We start from the raw sequence: 17000 nt of genomic DNA on the forward strand, positions 1-17000 counted from the left end.
ACCGGCGAACCCTGAATAACCGGTCGTGAGCCGACATCTGTGAACAAGCGGTGTGGTCGATTGCAATCACCCATGTCTTGCGCACAGGTACCTTTATGGCAGTGGATGAACTGAACTTGATGGTTTTACAGATGGCAGTCGAAAGCGTCCGCTCGCTCTCGTTGAGCTTCGCTGAAAAAGCCGCCGAGATAGCCACCAGGAGCCGCGGCAGCCTGCTTTTCAACGTGCGGATCGACGGTGACCCGCAGGTCCAGCGGGTCGCAGCCATCCGATATCACGGCGGCCAATTCGGCGTGCTGGCGTTAGACGGACACGGCCTAGTTACCCACTATTGCATCGTTAACGGTATGTTCTCACATTACATTGCGGCCTTGGAGAGCTGGCACAGGATGCCCCTGTCGATGCAGGCCAAGATGGATGCCAACGGCAATGCCCGTCTCTTCGTAGCGGCGTTGCGGGATGCCGGACATATGCTGGGCACCTAGCATTTGGCCAGAGTGCATCTCTGAATTTGCAAGTGCATCACTGCGATGGCGCCGGCATGATCGTCATGCTCGAAAAGGGCTGCGGCGGCCGCGGCAAAGCGGTCGCCGCGATGATGGTGTCAACGGCGTTGCATCGATGCGAGCGTTTAGAACAGAGGTCTCCTCCTGGCATCGAGCGCATGCAAGGAGCTACGCAAGCGCAAATGTATCAAGTATTTTGAAGGGACGACCCCTCATGCATACTTAGCTGCGATGCTCGGGCGGCATAAGCCTCGTTGCCATCTAGCCGCCTTGATGCACGGCGATAAGCTTTTGACGGCCTGAAGCGACGCTGTGGTCGCCGTTGCGGTGCTTTTCCACGCGCCTCGTCAGGCGCCGGGATTGCTCCGGCGTGATGGCAGGCGGGGGACGAAGCGGATATCGCCACCGTGGGCGCCGACCTCGACCCGCGCGATGATGCGCTCGACGCGGCTCCAACTAGCGGCGCCGTCAACGAACTTCTTGAACCTGCGGACCTTGCCTCTCTTGGCCGACGCTTCGAAGCGTGCTGTCGTGCTGGCCTCCAGATCCGCCACATGCTTGCGCAGGGTCGTGGTGGGCGCGAGGCCAAAGATGAAGTCGACGCGCAGCACCAGTCGATGACCTGGGTTGCAATAATGGCTATCCCCGCGGAGCAGGATTCGAATGTTCGGCCAGTTGATCCGGATCGCCCGCACCAGACGGCGCAGGTGGGGGCGGATCTCAGCCCCACTCGGCCGCTTGGCCGGTCGCAGGATCGCGCTGACGAACCGTCCCGCACCATCGAACACGACGATCGGCTGGAAGCCGTACTCGTATGGTGGGCATTGAACAGGCGAAGCTGTTGGCCTCCGTGCACAGCGTCGAAGGTGTCGTCAATGTCGAGTACGATCCGCTTCGGCACTTGCCGGAACGAGGCGCAATAGAGATCGACCATCGCCCGTCCCATCGCGACCAGCTCCCGCACCTCGGGTAGGTTCTCCAGCCGGCACAGCGTCGATTGCGACGCCAGATCCCGACCCGACGGCAGCGCATCCTGGGCCATCTTGAAGACCGGATCGCGGCGCAGCCGGTTGGCGTCGTTGCCGTCCTCGTAGCCGGCGCCGATCATCTTCATGCGAAAGTCGATCATGTCCGCCAGGCTGTGGACGACCTGGTCCGGGCAGCGCGGACCGTCGATGCAACGCGCCAGACGCTCGGCCACCCGCAACCGCTTTTCCACCTCGGCCAAGGCCAGAACGCCGCTGTTGGACGACAGCATGCCGCCGTCGAAACGGGCGACGACGGACTAGCCGCCGACTGATGACAAACCGCTCAGCGGCAGCGCAAGATCGTTCATGGTGGGTGTGGTCTCCGGGAAATTTCGGATCGGCTTAAGCAACCAAATCCTACGTCATTTCAACGGGCTTGCGCCACATCCACCAACCCACATGAATTTGGTTAGGTTGATGCTGCGTGCCGCCGCCGTGAGGCCGCGCTCGCTAAGCAGCGCGTCGAGAACGACGAGAAGATTCAGATCGAGCCCTTTGAAACGCATGTCTTAGCTATCCATAGCGTGGATGAATTTGATTGAAACAAACGATTTTACCAATTTTCCGGAATGTCGCATGGACCTGGCAGGACCTCACGTGCGCCGATGACTGCCTCTATCGCGTGGCGAGTCCCTTGAGAAGAGCCCGAAAGAGGAAATCTGTCGCGTGCGGTGGAGATTGTACTGGGAATGAGAGGCAGCGCTCCAAATCATGTCGAACTCTCCGACGAATGGCGACCGGTACATAGTTGATCGCAACTGGTCCGGAGCTATGAAACATCTCGATTACATATGAGGTGCCGAGTGAATACGCTGACAGCACCCACCGTCGCAGCGTTTAGCTGACGTTTGACGACGGTTCCTATCCATTTACACGCAGATTCTTGATGTGCTGGCGCAAAAGCGGGAGGCCGGCGACTTTTCTTCGTCATCGGGCTGACGCCGCAGAAGCCGGAACTCGTCCGGTTGCTATGGGCATTGGGCTTGGTCGGCGCACAGGCTCTATGAGGGGCAATTTTGGCAACGCGACGCGACTCGGGTTTTGAACGACGCCGAAAACGCAAGCTGGAAAGGAACAAGATGGCAGATCAACTCGCCAACGAAATAATCGCAATGATCAAGAAGCGCGCCGCGTCGGAGGGCGGCATAGCGCCTGCCACGGGCGGCGAAATAACGGCTGCCACGGGACTGACTTCGCTCGGTATCGATTCACTGGGATTGGCGGACGTTCTCTGGGACCTGGAGCAGGCCTACGGCATCGAGATCGAGATGAATACGGCCGAGGCATGGTCGGATCTCCAGAATGTTGGGGGCATGGTGGAAGCCGTGCGCAGCTTGCTCCCTACGGGGGTGTGAATGGACAGGCGCGTCGTGATTACTGGGATTGGCGGGATTTGCGGGCTTGGAACCAACGCCGCCGCCATTTGGACAGAGATGCGAGAAGGCCGCTCCGCCATCGGCCCAATCGTCAACTCCGAGTTCCATGAGTTGAGGGTCAGGATCGGTGCCGAGATCAAGGCCCTGCCGGAGCATGACATCGACAGCAAGCAACTCATCTCCATGGACCGCTTCAGCCTGCTCGCTGTGCTTGCGGCGCGCGAAGCCATGCGTCAGGCCGGACTTTCCTCCAAAGAGGGAAATAGCTATCGCTTCGGTGCGGCGGTGGGCGTTGGCGGCTGCGGGTGGGATGCGATCGAGCAAACCTACCGCGCCATCCTTCTGGGCGGTAAGCGTGCCGCTCTCTTGACTGTACCCAAGGCGATGCCGGGTGCCGCTGCCGGCCAGGTCAGCATGAGTCTCGGCCTGCGCGGGCCGGTCTTCGGCGTCACGTCCGCCTGTTCCTCGGCAAACCATGCGATTGCCTGCGCGGTGGACCAGATCAGGCTCGGCCGGGCCGACGTGATGCTTGCCGGCGGCAGCGAAGCGCCGCTCATATGGGGTGTGCTGAAGGCATGGGAAGCGATCCGCGTGCTTTCGCCCGATACTTGCCGGCCATTCTCGGCCGATCGCCAGGGCCTGTCGCTTGGTGAAGGCGCCGGCATGGCGGTGCTGGAAAGCTACGAGCATGCCTTGGCTCGGGGCGCCACCATCCTTGCCGAAATTGCCGGTGTCGGCCTTTCCGCCGATGCGTCCGGCATCGTCGCGCCGACTGTCGAGGGGCCGGAGGCAGCAATGCGGGCCTGCCTTGCCGATGCCAGGCTGGACGCCGAGGATGTCGACTATCTCAACGCGCACGGCACCGGCACCAAGGCCAACGACCAGATCGAGACGGCGGCGATCAAGCGCGTCTTCGGTCAGCACGCCTTCTCAATGTCCATTTCTTCTACCAAGTCCATGCACGCGCATTGCCTCGGCGCGTCCGGCGCGCTCGAGTTGATCGCCTGCGTGATGGCTATCCGCGAGAGCGTCGTCCCGCCGACTGCCAATTATCGTGAGCTGGACCCCGATTGCGATCTCGACGTCACGCCCAATGTGGCACGCGAGCGCAAGGTGCGCGTGGCACTGAGCAACTCCTTCGCCTTTGGCGGCACGAACGCGGTTCTGGCGTTCAGGCAGGTGTAGAAGCCATGAAAGATGCTTCCGGCAACATTATCTCTCGCATCCAGATGCTTGCCGGGATAACCTTGTGAAGGGCGGGTCATTGACCGCCTCGGCGAATGCGGGAAGTGGCAGCGGAAGCTCGAGGATCCGGGGGTATCGTCTTTGCGAAATTCTTAACTGTTGAACCGGCTTGGACGTACCGCCGCCCCGTAAAAGGTAAGCGAGGCCATGCGGGCTCGGCTTGAGGGTCTGAAGCTGTACACGACAATGTCTGGAAGCCGCAGGGTCGGCTCTGCGCCCGTTATAGTCGCCTGAGTGCTGCCGGCCCGGCCGCGCCGCGGGCGCCGTCAATGAGCTCCTTGAACATGCGGACCTTGCCTCTCTTGGCCGACGCTTCCAGGCGTGCTGTCGTGCTGGCCTCCAGATCCGCCACATGCTTGCGCAGGGTCGTGGTGGGCGCGAGGCCAAAGATGAAGTCGACGCGCAGCACCAGTCGATGACCTGGGTTGCAATAATGGCTATCCCCGCGGAGCAGGATTCGAATGTTCGGCCAGTTGATCCGGATCGCCCGCACCAGACGGCGCAGGTGGGGGCGGATCTCAGCCCCACTCGGCCGCTTGGCCGGTCGCAGGATCGCGCTGACGAACCGTCCCGCACCATCGAACACGACGATCGGCTGGAAGCCGTACTCGTATGGTGGGCATTGAACAGGCGAAGCTGTTGGCCTCCGTGCACAGCGTCGAAGGTGTCGTCAATGTCGAGTACGATCCGCTTCGGCACTTGCCGGAACGAGGCGCAATAGAGATCGACCATCGCCCGTCCCATCGCGACCAGCTCCCGCACCTCGGGTAGGTTCTCCAGCCGGCACAGCGTCGATTGCGACGCCAGATCCCGACCCGACGGCAGCGCATCCTGGGCCATCTTGAAGACCGGATCGCGGCGCAGCCGGTTGGCGTCGTTGCCGTCCTCGTAGCCGGCGCCGATCATCTTCATGCGAAAGTCGATCATGTCCGCCAGGCTGTGGACGACCTGGTCCGGGCAGCGCGGATCGTCGATGCAACGCGCCAGACGCTCGGCCACCCGCAACCGCTTTTCCACCTCGGCCAAGGCCAGAACGCCGCTGTTGGACGACAGCATGCCGCCGTCGAAACGGGCGACGACGGACTAGCCGCCGACTGATGACAAACCGCTCAGCGGCAGCGCAAGATCGTTCATGGCGGGTGTGGTCTCCGGGAAATTTCGGATCGGCTTAAGCAACCAAATCCTACGTCATTTCAACGGGCTTGCGCCACATCCACCAACCCACATGAATTTTTCAGGCTGGCAGAGAGGGTGCTTGCGGTGCACTCACTGACACGAGATCGCAAATGGAGGCGCGTGACCACCAGAACTGGCGACACCCAAGGTGGTCCGCTGGACCCGCAGGAGGAACCACAAGGTGTCAGCGGGCAGAGCGCAAGCGAGTCCCTACTTCGATCTTTCTAGAAGCGCGCCGGCAGCCTGGGCGGGGGGCTTGGGGGTCAGACTGCCGGCGCACGCCACTCACGAAGAGCGGCCCCTTTTCCTGGTTCGAACGCCCATAGTCAACCCGGAAACGTCAGGATGCCCGCCATGTTACTTTCAGAGCGGCGCGACTTCGCCATGGTGGACGATTCAGCCTAGGAGTAGCCACTCTCGTAGGCCGAGTTGATGCTCAAGCCAGCATCGCCTTGCCGAACTAGGAAGAGTTCGCCGTTAGTCCTTCGTCGCGAGCCGATGCCGTCGTGCACGTTTCGTAGCACTCCGGGCGGCTATATCGCTTTGTTGTTCGGCGAGCTGCGCCAGAAGGCATCGCATCAATCGAATCAAGCGTCGACATCAGCCGCAAGCTTCACATCACAACAGCTAGTCCACCCATTGCAGATCATCCGACTGTTCAGGCGGCGTCCGAAATGTCCAACTCCGACTCAAGAATTCCCACAGGTATGGAAAGCGATTTCGCTATCCGATCCCGATAGCCCTTGCTGTACCTCAGACCTCGCTCGATGTTTTGGATTTCCTCAGCGGCCAGCCCGCACGCGACGGCCAGGTCGTCGATCGAATATCCAAGGTGCTCGCGATAAGCGCGGACGATGTGGGTTCCCTGGGACATAGCCGTCAAGACTGGTTCGGGAATGCGCGAATCCTTCATAAACATCTCCAAGAACTGGGAGCTCCCTCAGAGATTCCTCCCGAGGCGCACACCTAGCAAATAAAAAAAATGGTCGTCCATTCGGCCGAACCGGCCTCATGCATGGATGGGCCGCTGAATTGGCCGGGCCGGAATATGGCGGCTCACCTGCTTCTGATCAAGTATCAAGACTGCCCGTGCTGAGAGCCTGGTCGGCGTAGCGCATGCGACCTGCGATCCTTCGTGGACCATTCTCGCCGATGGCTTTCTTGAACAGCAACTCGAACTTTCGGCACGGACACTGCTTCCTTCGGCAATCTCCACCGGCGAGGCAGCGAAGGACCCGCTCGTAACCGCTACCGAGTTTCACAATTGCAGCAAACAATGGTCATCTGGTTTCATCCGGGCTTCGGATCCAGACAAGGGGTACCGCTTTCCTGGAGGCGCATCGCCACCTGTACAGGTTCACAATCATTCGACCGTGACCGATTTTGCGAGATTGCGCGGCTGGTCTACATCCGTCCCCATGAAGAGCGCCGTGTGGTAGGCTAGAAGCTGTATCGGGAGCGAGAAGATCATTGGCGCGATAATCTCGTCGACAACCGGCAGCACGAGCGTGTGCATGGTTTCGAGTTTCGATACGGCTGCCCCTTTTTCATCGGTGATGAGGATAATCCGCCCTCCACGGGCAGCCACTTCCTGCATGTTGGAAACGGTCTTGTCGAAAAGACGGTCATGGGGCGCGATGACGATCACTGGCATGTTCTCGTCTATCAAGGCGATCGGCCCGTGCTTCAATTCACCCGCTGCATAGCCCTCGGCATGGATGTAGGAAATCTCCTTGAGCTTCAGCGCACCTTCCATCGCTAGCGGGAAGCTGGTGCCACGGCCGAGATACAGGACGTCACGACACTTTGCCAGTTCGCGCGACAAGAACTCGATTTCCGGCTGGATGCACTCGAGTACGTGGCCCATCACGCGCGGCAATTCGGCGAGGCTCCTGACGAGCGCCTGCAGCTCGTCTTCGGGGACGGTCCCGCGGGCTCTGGCCGCGCCGATGGCGAGTGCTGCTAGAACGGCAAGCTGGCAGGTAAAAGCCTTGGTAGAGGCGACGCCGATCTCCGGTCCGGCAAGGATCGGGAAAACCGTATCGGCCTCCCGAGCGATGGTCGATTCGCAGGCATTGACGATAGCGCCAATTTTCAGCCCACGCTCCTTGCAGTACCTCAATGACGCAAGCGTATCGGCGGTTTCGCCGGACTGCGAGATGAAAAGAGCCGCCGACTGCGGCGGCAACGGGATCTCGCGGTAACGGAATTCGGACGCAACGTCGATTTCAACCGTCAGGCGCGCATAGCGCTCGAACCAGTATTTTCCGATCAGTCCGGCGAAATAGGCGGTCCCGCAGGCAGAGATCGCCAAGCTCGGGACCTTGGCGAAATCAATGCCAGGAACCATGTCGCGACTGTCTATGATGTTAATGTAATGACGGAGAGCATGGGCGATGACCTCGGGCTGCTCGTAAATCTCCTTCTCCATGAAGTGGCGATGGTTGCCCTTGTTGGCCAGATCGGCCGCGGCCGTGGAGATATGGCGCGGACGCTCGACGGGACGGCCGTCGACATCGAAGATATGGGCGCCCGAATTGCCGACAACGGCCCAGTCGCCGTCGATGAGATAGGTAATTTCATTGGTGAAGGGAGCAAGGGCGATCGCGTCGGAGCCCAGGAACATCTCGCCGTCGCCGTGACCGATCGCGAGCGGTGGTCCGTTGCGCGCCGCCGTGATGGTCGACGGTTCATCTTCGAAGAGGATGGCAAGCGCATAAGCGCCCTTGACGCGTTTCAGCATGGCACGCGTGGCCTCTTGCGGCCTCATGCCCTCTCGGCGGTATCTTGCCAAGAGATGCCCAACGACCTCGGTGTCGGTGTCGGTCTGGAACTCGGCGCCATCCGCCGCCAATTCGTCCTTCAGCTCGGTGAAATTCTCGATGATGCCGTTATGGACTACGGCGACACCGTCGCTAAAGTGCGGGTGCGCATTGCGTTCGGTCGAGGCCCCGTGGGTTGCCCAACGCGTGTGGCCGATGCCGACGTTGCCGCTCAGCGGCTCTTCCTTCAGTCGCGCCTGGAGATTGACGAGCTTGCCCTCGGCGCGCCGGCGGTGCAAGGCACCCTCGATGATCGTCGCAACGCCGGCGGAATCATAGCCGCGATATTCCAAACCCTTCAACGCGCCGATCAACCGATCCGACACCGGCTGTTGCCCAACGATGCCAACAATCCCGCACATGTTCGTCTCCGCATCTTTGCGGGCAGCACCAGCCCACGCGAGACGGATACCCGTCCGGCCGCTTTAAGTGGCGGCCTTGTAGTAGAATTCCATAATATTGGTAAAATTGATTGTTGTGATAACTACCATCCACCCGATGGATAGGTCGGCCGCTGTGGAGCCACGACCCAAACTTCTATTCGCGCCTGACGCTCTTATGAGGATCGCAAACTCACACCCGCGGCAGGATCACGGCCTCGGAAAGGCCAGGAGGCCTTAGACGGTGGACGGACGACGGGCCTGCGACCCCTTGTCAGGCAGTCGGCATCTAGGAGCATGGTGCCGCCGACTTGGGCATCGGCGATGGTCTGTCTTGGCGACAGCCTGAGTTCGCTTCAGGACCGTCGTCGTCTCGCGCGGCTGCCGGTGTCAGTTGACGATAACAAATGTCCGCCGGGGGCGAGCGCCTCGCGCACGGCACGTGCCAGCCGCGGTCGGTCCGGGACGCCGTCGAGGCGTTGGCCGTGAAGACTCGACGGGGCGTGACACCAGAGTAGCGAGTTCGTAGCGCGTAGCCGGCGACGAATTCGCAATTGGTCGCGCCGGCGCCGGTCAGCCGGCGCTGCGCGGCCTCCAGTTGGTCGGCGTAGTGCGACGACATGGCGGGCGATCGTGGCGATCGGCACAGCCGCCCCGCAACAGAGGTCGACCACCTCCATGCCCGGCTTCAGCCCGGTTGTCGCAAGCGCCATCTTCGCTGCGGTCGCGCTTGTCATGCTGCTCTTTCCTGGCCTTTGCAAGAACACGAACCTCGGCTTCGGTCGGAATGGCAATGTGGCGAAGGGCGACCCGATCTGCGTCAAGCTCATCGCCAAGGAAGAGGCGAATGATGGGCAGCCCCACTACCGCCTGATCACCACCGGCGGCCGCCGATGTTCCCAGCATTCGCGTTCCAAGGTCGGTATGTCGTGCTCCTCGCTGGCATAGCCGAGGCAGAAATAGCCGATCAGCGTCCATTCGGGCGGCGTGTCGAGAATTTCGGCCATCTCGGTCGCATCGAGGATCGACACCCAGCCCATGCCGATGCCCTCCGCCCGCGCCGCCACCCACAGTGTGTGCACTGCCATGACGGCCGAATAGTCGATGGTCGCCGCCATGGTCATGCGACCGAGCCCATGGCCTTGCCGGGTCGTGCGGTCGGCGAAGACCGCGAACTGACAGGGCGCCTCGTCGAGCCCGGCAAGCTTCAGCCGGGCATAGAGTGCGGCGCGCTCTCCCGAAAAGCGCGTGAGCGCCTCGGCATTGCAGCGCTCGAAGCAGTCTCTCACGGCAGTGCGCCGCTTGAGGCTGTCGACGACTACGAAGCGCCAGGGCTGGCTGAGGCCAACGGAGGGCGCAGTGCTGGCGAGCTCGAGCAGGCGTTCCAGCGTACCCTCCGGCAGAGCCGTCGGCTCGAAGCGCCGCACATCCCTGCGCCAGCGCAGCAGCGTGATCAGCCCGGAGCGAAAATCGTCGGTGAAATCTGGAGGTGACGGCATGGCGGTCTCGTTAGGTATGTATTGGACACTAGGGAGTACAGTGTGGACAGCCTACTGCCCATTGCCAAGCTGGCTTGTTGCGTCCGACAATCGCGTCATGCGGCCCCAACCGCAAACGATAGAAAAATGTTTCCTGGTGGGCGGCGCTATTACGATGCAATCGACCAAGCCCGTTTCGATCAGCTCGCACGGCGGTGAATCGCGTACCAGGCCGTTGATAGATGCGCCATTGACACTCAGGCGCACCCGTATCGCTCACCAGGCCTCGGAATGCGGAGAACGTCGGCCTGGAACGCGGAGACTGCGACAGGCGTCTCAGCTTGCATATACTCGTCCTGCCGCACCGCCTGCAACTCAGTTTGCTTCCGACCACGTCGGCCTCGACGTCCCCGAAGATTCCCCAGGTCATTCGGCCGATACCATCGTCTGACATCATAGCGCCGCAGCGGACAGCACCAGCTGCCCAGTTTCATTTGGGGCATCGCTGAGCTTCCAGTCGCCACCGCAATTTCGTCTTCCACCAGCGTCAGGCCTGACCCAAATTGCAGCTCATCCCTCTCACAGTCAATTCGCGCTTGAATTATCTGTTCTACTTTCGTTCACTGTTCGGACGACACATTAGAAAGAGCTGGAATGGAATCTATCATCAGCCCCTCGATAGCCGCCAAAGGTGGCCGCTGTTCAAGCCCGCCGAAAAGATTGGATGCCGTTCACAAGGAGAGAGCATCAGTGGGACCATGCCGGCACCATGGATGGGCTGGTGCCGTCATGAAGTTGGAGGGCGACTTGCCTCCTCTAGCCGTTTTCGCAACCTATTCCGTCGCCGTCTCGGTCAAGATCATAGATATCGGTGCCTACGACAGAGACCGGCCCGTGTACGTATGCGGGACCATTGCCCTTTCCGGAGGAACAGTCGACATCGCTGGCGATTGGAACACAGGCGCCTGTGTAGTTAGGGTCGCAGGATTCTTGGCCATGAGCGCTGCTGATGAAGGACGCCAGACCCAGAGCGACCGCGCCTAGACGATGAAACCGCATCAAACACCCGCCAGCTAACACCCAAGAAATCTTAGCGGGCGTTTTAGCTCCATGCAATATTAGCGCTGGCTTGGGCGCCTATATATCACCACCAAGCTCCAAAGAGATAAGTTATTGCCCCACTGCAATGATCAAGATCGCGTTGAGGGCGCACGATGGCGGGCTACTTGATTTCGGTTTGGCAGATGCGTGGCCAAAGACCGACGCGTGCTGCCAGGCATATGCATCTTCGGCGGGGTTTGACTTTTGATATTGCTAGGCAGGAAGGTCGCTAGCCGTACAGACCAGCTTATTACCGAGGTCGAGAATCCTAGTACCGATCGCTGGTAGTGCATCCACAGCAGTCTGATTTGACAGCCGTCGTCGAGCCGGAGTTCGCATCGCCCTCTGCGGTGAGGCCTCCGTAAGCGTCTGCGACGACCGACAGAGTCGACAAGCACGCGCTTCGTTCAGCGCCCCGAGGTGATCATGGCTGAAAGCGGCCCTACAAGGGCGGCCGATAGTAGCCTTCAAGGCCTACAAGAGGCAAACGCTGTGGAATCGTGTGCAGGGCGAGGTCGGCGGCCCGGTCCCGAAGGAGCATAAGAAGAACAAGGCCGAATGGCTGAAGCCGGGACTGGTCCGCCGGTCACGAGGTCGGAGGGCGAAGAGAAGCTGCGCCTCGCGAGGCTACGGATTTCTGGGAGGATAACCAAAGAGCGCGGCCAGTCTTAGGTATATTGTACGATTGTTACCCAAGCGGCGGCCGCATGGACTCTCATCATCTTGGAACTACATTGCCAGAATGGCACAGCTCTTTGAATCCGCCCCAATGAGCGCTTCATTTCAGATGATCGTGGACCACTATGAGACAGCGGTTTCACTCCAGGAGCGCATTGTAACTCGCGCTCGACAAGTCGGCTTGGCGACCAAAAGCGATGACGAATTTCTGGAGCATCTGAATGCCGCGTTAGAGCGGGTGCGCCAAAGCTTGGCTCGGGCCGATTAACGTAATTGATTAAAAAATGGGACAACCGCGGTCGGCAGGCATACAGTGTGCCATCGACGGCAACTCTAAGGGCGTCCGTCGGCTGTGAGCGATCAACATGCTTCCGCCCCAATAGGGAGAGGGAGCTATGACAGACTCCAGTTCACGAACTCACACTGCCGCGCAATGCGACACCCGCCAAAATTCCATCTATCGCAATTCGCTGCTGCTTCGAATGTGCTCGGCAGATTTGGCCTTGCTGCAACCTCATTTGGAAAGCGTCTCCCTTGGACTGAAGACGCATCTCGAAGTGGCGGGGTCTCCAATCAGAACCGTGTACTTCTTCGAGAGCGGTCTCGGGTCAGTGGTGGGCGAACTGCGGCCTGGTATTGAAGCTGAGATCGGAATCATAGGTTGTGAGGGTATGACCGGCTCAGCGCTTATCATGGGCGATGACCGGTCAACGCACGATTGTTACGTCCAATTAGAGGCCCGAGCCTTTGTTATCGATGCGGGCCTCTTCACCAAGGCGCTTTTGACAAGCCCAACCCTGCGAAGTTTTCTGCTCCGCTACGTTCACTACTTTCACCTCCAGGCAAGCTTCACCGCGCTCAGCAATGCCCGGATGAACATAGTCGACAGGCTCTCAAGATGGCTGGTGATGTGTGATGATCGCGTCGACGGGAACAGCTTTGCGATTACGCACGAGTTCTTATCAGTTATGCTCGGTGTCAGGCGGCCCGGCGTCACCATAGCGCTGCAAACCTTGGAGGGCCAAGGTCTGATACGATCAATGCGAGGAGAGGTAGTCATTCTTGATCGCGCGCGTCTAATTGCGCTGGCAGATGGGTCATATGGCAGGGCTGAAGCCGAATACGCTCGGCTAGTCGGCAAACTGCATTGATCGCAGGCGCCGCGGCGTCCGTAGCGCCGCGACGGTGATCGCCAACGAATGTGCTCGAACAGGAGATGGTCGATCTCCTGCATTGGAGTCACGTAAGCCGCCTAGACAGAGCCTTCACCGCCGACGTTGCCGAGCATCGGGATCCACGACGAAGCTGTCATGCCGGCACCGCTGCATGCGCCGCGCGAGGAACAAACCGCCCCTCGCCTTCGTTCAGGATCCCGAAGCACGATACGGCTGTGCACCACCTTCCGGCCACTCAAAGGAGACCCGAGACGACTCGGTCCGTAAAGGAGGTTTTCGAAGAGCATCTGAGGCTTCGCGCGGCAGGCGATATCGAGGAGGATCTCTTGGGCGCACTGCCATCTAACCTCGATTAAACAGGCACTGATGCGCTGGCTGGAGCAATGGCGAGACTCATTGCACCAGCCAAGTTCAGGGCATATGCAGACAACCGCTTTTGGCCCGGAACAGATCGATTGGCGGCATAGCCTTATCTTCCCTCACAACGGGAAGGCTGTTTCGGGACTTTTCGAAATCAGCGGATCACAGGCTCGCCATGGAAGCGGCGGCGCGATGGAGGAGAAACGCCGAAGCCAACTTCCATCATCAGCCGTGGCCTGTGCGACGGCACGGTGCCCATATGGAACCCGAACGGATCCTCGACGAAACCGAAACCGGCCTTGCCGGTCAGCGTGACCGGACTCTGCTTGCCGTAGACGTCCAGAATCTCTTGCGCTGGATGGCCGACGACAAGCGTAAATTGGTGCTTGAGGGCGCGGCGATCATGGCTGCCGCGAACATAGATATGCGGGCCGGTCCCCTCGTCGACGGGCACCAGATAGAAAAAGAACTTCAGCATCCGCCAGTCGTCCAGGTCGAAGTGGTATTTGCCGAGCGAAGCCAGGTTCTTGTCCGCGTCCGACGCCTGGCCGGTCGGGAAGCTCCACCAGACGCGCGTCGTGATCAGCGTCGCCTGGCCGCCGAGATAGTGCGCCGCGATATCCATGAGCAGCGGATCATTTTGGATGGCAACGGCCGACTTACAGCCCAGAATGCGCTCGAAATAATGGCCGCTGAGCAACGGACGGCCAAATCGCGCCTCAGCCTCCGCATGCTCCGCCGGCATGAACTCGAGTCGGCGATCGAAATTGCCGAAACAAGGTGTGCACCTGGCGAATGCGGCTACATCTTCAGCCACCATTGCAGGCAGGACAAGGCCGGGAAAAAGCCCATCCATCCGCAGCGCGTCGACAACGTCGTGGCAATTGACACCGGCAAACATCGTGTCCTGGGCTCTTTGCGGCCTTCGGACCGGCTTTGCACCACGCCAGTGCATTCTCCGTGCCGGCATGGTGCGCGCCAACATGAACATGGGCAGCCACGCCGGGTTCTCGCGAATATCCGACAGGTAGGTCGGAATGCGTACGGCTATGCGACGCAGCATGCTGCCGTTTCGCGCGATTGTCTCAAGGCTTGCAGCGCCGGCTTTGTCGGAGTTCATAACGGTCATCGGGGTCCTCAGGTCATGAATGCACTTATCGACGAAGTTGGGTCCCGGTGTTTCGCCGAAACCCGATTCGCCGCGGAAGAACTAGGCGCTTGCCACGTTTTGTGCAACGCACCATTGCAGTGAGAAAATGGAGGTTGCGCGTTCGTATAAGACAATCGCAACCACTCCAATTACCTCAGGAACTGTCTGTAGCCGCCGCCCATCAGGTAGCGGCCGCGTTGGATGGCGCGACGTACCTGATCGCGAAGATGGCCGCCTGGATGACGCCAATCTTCTTCGACACGGCGTCTCCCGAACAAGGCAATGGCGACCTCCTGATGAGATGCTCCCGCCAGCGAGCCATCCAAAGCCTGCAGTACAATACGCAGACGCGCTCCGCGGTGTTCCGGCGGAAAGCAAGCAGCTGACACGCGGCGGCAATCATTGATGTCGTTCAGGAACTGAAGGGCAGCGACATGGAACTTGAGGTGCTGCGGCTGAAGGATCGCGTCGACATATAGCCGCAACGGGCGGAGTACGGACGCACCGGAAACGGCGATCTGCAGACTCCGGCAGTTCTCCCTCAGCAGCACGTGCTGCATGCCCGCAGCTGTCAGCAGGATGTCCTTGCAGCATGAGAGCGAAGAAAGGTGAAGCGGTTCAAAATCGTGGTCGAGCCCCAGCGGCTCCGCGGCCGCTCGTAGAATACAGGCGCAATCGCGCGGATCCCAAAAGACCCTCGCCGATGTAGCGTCCGACTGTGGCGCGTCCGCGAAAAAGGAGGCTCCATTGTCTTAGGAAAGCTGATTCTGTCGTCAACTCGATTATCTTCATGTCGGCCTGGGTTCCGACAAAGCAGGCGGACGGTGCCATTTTGGCGTGGTCGCGCTGGAATTGTGGATTGCGCCGAAGAAACTCCCAGGCCCAGCCAGTGCGTGGCAATCGTCTGGCGTAGTGGTAAGCGTCCTGGCGACGCCAGTCCGGCCAGCATACAAGGCCGACCGTCGCTTCCTTGGACAAACCAGCATCCTTCATGGCACAGGTGTCCACAATGGCGCTATGCTGACGGGCCTAGAACCGGTTGCCACAGTACCGGTCCGCTCAGACGTCCCCTGCTGCGGATGCGCAAAAGGCTCGCGTGGGAAATCTCGAGAAACCCAGCCACCGCCTCCGTTTTGCCGACGCACTTGGGTTCTCCGATGCGCGACAATGGCCACGTAGCAAGGCGGAGGATCCGCTCCATGCGCGTGTCCGTCACCGTTACGATCCGGGTCAGATCCTTGGCCAAGCCGAACTCGATCATGCCCGCGAAGAGCTCGTAGGTCGCCTGAGCCAGCCCGCCCGCTGCCTTGGGCGCCGACGGAGGAAGATCGAGCGCGAAACGACTGCTCTCCCATATGTCGGTGGTCGAGGGCACGACGTCAGCACCCAGCAGCACCGGGAAGGTGTCGCGCAACATTGTGGGTCCGGTGCTGGGCAAAAGACGCACGCAACCGCGAATTCGCCAGTCGGATCCTTTGAGGAGCAGATAGACAGGCTTGAGAGCATCAAACGGATCGGATTCCATCTGGTCTTCGGTATCAACTTCCCAATCGAGCCTTTCCTTGAACACCCGAAACCTGAGCCCGTGCATCTCTTTGAGCTCGCCTGCAAAATCACTGTAAAAGTCTGGTGCTATCAGTTGCATCATGGTCGCCTCCATGTGGGATGTGTTCCCGCCATCGAAGGGCAAAGCTGACAGCGATGCAGCCTGTAGAGGTTTACAGGTATCGTGGCTGAGAATCAGGATCTCGTCAGGCCGGAGGCAGCCATTCGTGCAACGGCTTGGTTGATCGTTCGAACGCCAAACTTTGCCTTGGCGTTTTCCAGATGAAAGGTCACGGTGCGCTTTGAGACGCCGAGAAGCTGGCTAGTATCCCAAGCCGACTTGCCGCGCGCCGCCCATTTCAGGCACTCGAACTCCCGCGGGGTGAGCGTTACACCATCCACCACGCGATGATCGGCGAGCCTTCGCCGGACATGGATATGAAAGTTGATGGCCACCAGCTGCAATGCTTTTTCGTAACGTGCCAGTGACCGCAACAGAGGCGGACGGGACTCGTCGGAAGCAAAGGTCAGGGCAGCAAACCGGCCGAGATGATCATGCATGGACATCGTCAGGCCGCCGCAGATGCCAAACTCAGCCGCACTCTCTAGAATTTGTTGCTGCGAATTCGGCAGACCGTGCCGAGCGCGATCCACACCCCAATCGAATGTATCCCAGCCTTGCAGCCCGCGCAGGATGACCGGATCGAGACTGTGGTACCGCTGTTGCAGATAACGTGACGTCCAGGATGAAGGATAGTTTGAAATCAATTGGGGGGCGTCGCCGGAGGCTGACGGGTAGGTGAAATAGGCGAATAGCGGGAAGTCGAAGCCGGCTGCAGCGGAGGCCATTGCCTCACCGAGATCGGCAGCATCAACACTTGCAGACAGTTGCTCGACGAAGTTCTCAAACACGCGATGCATGTGTCCTGTGCGTAACCTCCGTAACGCTCAATGCCAGGCAGAGACCTTGTTTTAGATGA

At 60.1% G+C, this 17000-nt stretch carries 13 protein-coding genes and 4 pseudogenes; 5 read left to right on the top strand and 12 right to left on the bottom strand.

Translation table 11 applies throughout. The features are described from left to right. The first annotated feature begins 95 nt into the window (after positions 1-95). Entirely contained in the window at positions 96-485 is a 390-nt protein-coding gene (locus NLY42_RS00330; protein ID WP_023690679.1) for a hypothetical protein, read from the top strand. Positions 486-541: 56 nt separating this feature from the next. Next, positions 542-706, top strand: a complete 165-nt coding sequence (locus NLY42_RS00335; RefSeq protein ID WP_023685557.1) for a hypothetical protein — start codon at positions 542-544, stop codon at positions 704-706. Between the two features lie 186 nt (positions 707-892). On the opposite strand, the pseudogene NLY42_RS00340 reads toward NLY42_RS00335, so the two are convergent. Together NLY42_RS00340 and NLY42_RS00345 are read right to left on the bottom strand one after the other, a co-directional pair. Beyond that, positions 893-1842, bottom strand: a pseudogene (locus NLY42_RS00340) (IS1380 family transposase); the annotation flags it as partial. A 96-nt stretch (positions 1843-1938) separates the two neighbouring features. Then, positions 1939-2040: pseudogene (locus NLY42_RS00345) on the bottom strand (LysR family transcriptional regulator); the annotation flags it as partial. Positions 2041-2613: 573 nt separating this feature from the next. Here NLY42_RS00345 and NLY42_RS00350 point away from each other — a divergent pair. Both NLY42_RS00350 and NLY42_RS00355 read left to right on the top strand, forming a co-directional pair. Then, positions 2614-2889 (top strand): acyl carrier protein, encoded by a 276-nt coding sequence (locus NLY42_RS00350; RefSeq protein ID WP_023673543.1) that lies wholly within the window; start codon positions 2614-2616, stop codon positions 2887-2889. Then, positions 2890-4095 carry a beta-ketoacyl-[acyl-carrier-protein] synthase family protein gene (locus NLY42_RS00355; protein WP_031196279.1) on the top strand — a complete coding sequence of 402 codons (1206 nt, stop codon included), beginning with the start codon at positions 2890-2892 and terminating at the stop codon, positions 4093-4095. Here the strand turns inward: NLY42_RS00355 and NLY42_RS31905 are convergent. From NLY42_RS31905 to bluB, 5 genes and pseudogenes are all read right to left on the bottom strand, one after another. Further along, positions 4082-4246 (bottom strand): annotated as a pseudogene (locus NLY42_RS31905) (LysR family transcriptional regulator); the annotation flags it as partial. The gene NLY42_RS00355 and the pseudogene NLY42_RS31905 overlap by 14 nt on opposite strands. Positions 4247-4414: 168 nt before the next feature. Then, positions 4415-5289 (bottom strand): annotated as a pseudogene (locus tag NLY42_RS00360) (IS1380 family transposase); the annotation flags it as partial. Between the two features lie 700 nt (positions 5290-5989). Next, complete coding sequence (locus NLY42_RS00365; RefSeq protein ID WP_031197535.1) at positions 5990-6244, bottom strand: helix-turn-helix domain-containing protein; 255 nt, start codon at positions 6242-6244, stop codon at positions 5990-5992. 450 nt (positions 6245-6694) lie between these two features. Further along, on the bottom strand, positions 6695-8515 hold the full coding sequence (glmS, locus tag NLY42_RS00370) for a glutamine--fructose-6-phosphate transaminase (isomerizing) (protein WP_031245016.1): 1821 nt from the start codon (positions 8513-8515) through the stop codon (positions 6695-6697). An 881-nt stretch (positions 8516-9396) separates the two neighbouring features. Further along, complete coding sequence (gene bluB / locus NLY42_RS00375) at positions 9397-10032, bottom strand: 5,6-dimethylbenzimidazole synthase (RefSeq protein WP_023690605.1); 636 nt, start codon at positions 10030-10032, stop codon at positions 9397-9399. 2153 nt (positions 10033-12185) lie between these two features. On the opposite strand from bluB, the gene NLY42_RS00380 reads away from it, so the two are divergent. Continuing rightward, the gene (locus NLY42_RS00380) at positions 12186-12941 is read left to right on the top strand and encodes a Crp/Fnr family transcriptional regulator (RefSeq protein ID WP_023706251.1); all 756 of its coding nucleotides are present in this window, start codon (positions 12186-12188) and stop codon (positions 12939-12941) included. A 538-nt stretch (positions 12942-13479) separates the two neighbouring features. On the opposite strand, the gene NLY42_RS00385 is transcribed toward NLY42_RS00380, so the two are convergent. From NLY42_RS00385 to NLY42_RS00400, 5 genes are all read right to left on the bottom strand, one after another. Continuing rightward, positions 13480-14454, bottom strand: coding sequence for a hypothetical protein (locus NLY42_RS00385; protein ID WP_023708080.1), 975 nt, complete (start codon positions 14452-14454; stop codon positions 13480-13482). Between the two features lie 170 nt (positions 14455-14624). Continuing rightward, a complete protein-coding gene (locus NLY42_RS00390; RefSeq protein WP_023673629.1) occupies positions 14625-15035 on the bottom strand; it encodes a DUF2285 domain-containing protein in 411 nt (136 codons plus the stop codon). Positions 15036-15093: 58 nt separating this feature from the next. After that, positions 15094-15468, bottom strand: a complete 375-nt coding sequence (locus NLY42_RS31670) for a transcriptional regulator domain-containing protein (RefSeq protein ID WP_352498917.1) — start codon at positions 15466-15468, stop codon at positions 15094-15096. A gap of 22 nt (positions 15469-15490) precedes the next feature. Next, entirely contained in the window at positions 15491-16123 is a 633-nt protein-coding gene (locus NLY42_RS00395; protein WP_023707030.1) for an acyl-homoserine-lactone synthase, read from the bottom strand. Positions 16124-16215: 92 nt separating this feature from the next. Continuing rightward, on the bottom strand, positions 16216-16941 hold the full coding sequence (locus tag NLY42_RS00400; protein ID WP_023708081.1) for a LuxR family transcriptional regulator: 726 nt from the start codon (positions 16939-16941) through the stop codon (positions 16216-16218). Positions 16942-17000: the final 59 nt, after the last annotated feature.

Source organism: Mesorhizobium sp. C372A, from assembly GCF_030323245.1.
Classification (GTDB): Bacteria; Pseudomonadota; Alphaproteobacteria; order Rhizobiales; family Rhizobiaceae; genus Mesorhizobium.

Coding starts and splice junctions, on each gene's coding strand:
- NLY42_RS00330 (WP_023690679.1), top strand. CDS start 96: ATGGCAGTGGATGAACTGAACTTGATGGTTTTACAGATGGCAGTCGAA.
- NLY42_RS00335 (WP_023685557.1), top strand. CDS start 542: ATGATCGTCATGCTCGAAAAGGGCTGCGGCGGCCGCGGCAAAGCGGTC.
- NLY42_RS00350 (WP_023673543.1), top strand. CDS start 2,614: ATGGCAGATCAACTCGCCAACGAAATAATCGCAATGATCAAGAAGCGC.
- NLY42_RS00355 (WP_031196279.1), top strand. CDS start 2,890: ATGGACAGGCGCGTCGTGATTACTGGGATTGGCGGGATTTGCGGGCTT.
- NLY42_RS00365 (WP_031197535.1), bottom strand. CDS start 6,244: ATGAAGGATTCGCGCATTCCCGAACCAGTCTTGACGGCTATGTCCCAG.
- glmS (WP_031245016.1), bottom strand. CDS start 8,515: ATGTGCGGGATTGTTGGCATCGTTGGGCAACAGCCGGTGTCGGATCGG.
- bluB (WP_023690605.1), bottom strand. CDS start 10,032: ATGCCGTCACCTCCAGATTTCACCGACGATTTTCGCTCCGGGCTGATC.
- NLY42_RS00380 (WP_023706251.1), top strand. CDS start 12,186: ATGACAGACTCCAGTTCACGAACTCACACTGCCGCGCAATGCGACACC.
- NLY42_RS00385 (WP_023708080.1), bottom strand. CDS start 14,454: ATGACCGTTATGAACTCCGACAAAGCCGGCGCTGCAAGCCTTGAGACA.
- NLY42_RS00390 (WP_023673629.1), bottom strand. CDS start 15,035: ATGCAGCACGTGCTGCTGAGGGAGAACTGCCGGAGTCTGCAGATCGCC.
- NLY42_RS31670 (WP_352498917.1), bottom strand. CDS start 15,468: ATGAAGGATGCTGGTTTGTCCAAGGAAGCGACGGTCGGCCTTGTATGC.
- NLY42_RS00395 (WP_023707030.1), bottom strand. CDS start 16,123: ATGATGCAACTGATAGCACCAGACTTTTACAGTGATTTTGCAGGCGAG.
- NLY42_RS00400 (WP_023708081.1), bottom strand. CDS start 16,941: ATGCATCGCGTGTTTGAGAACTTCGTCGAGCAACTGTCTGCAAGTGTT.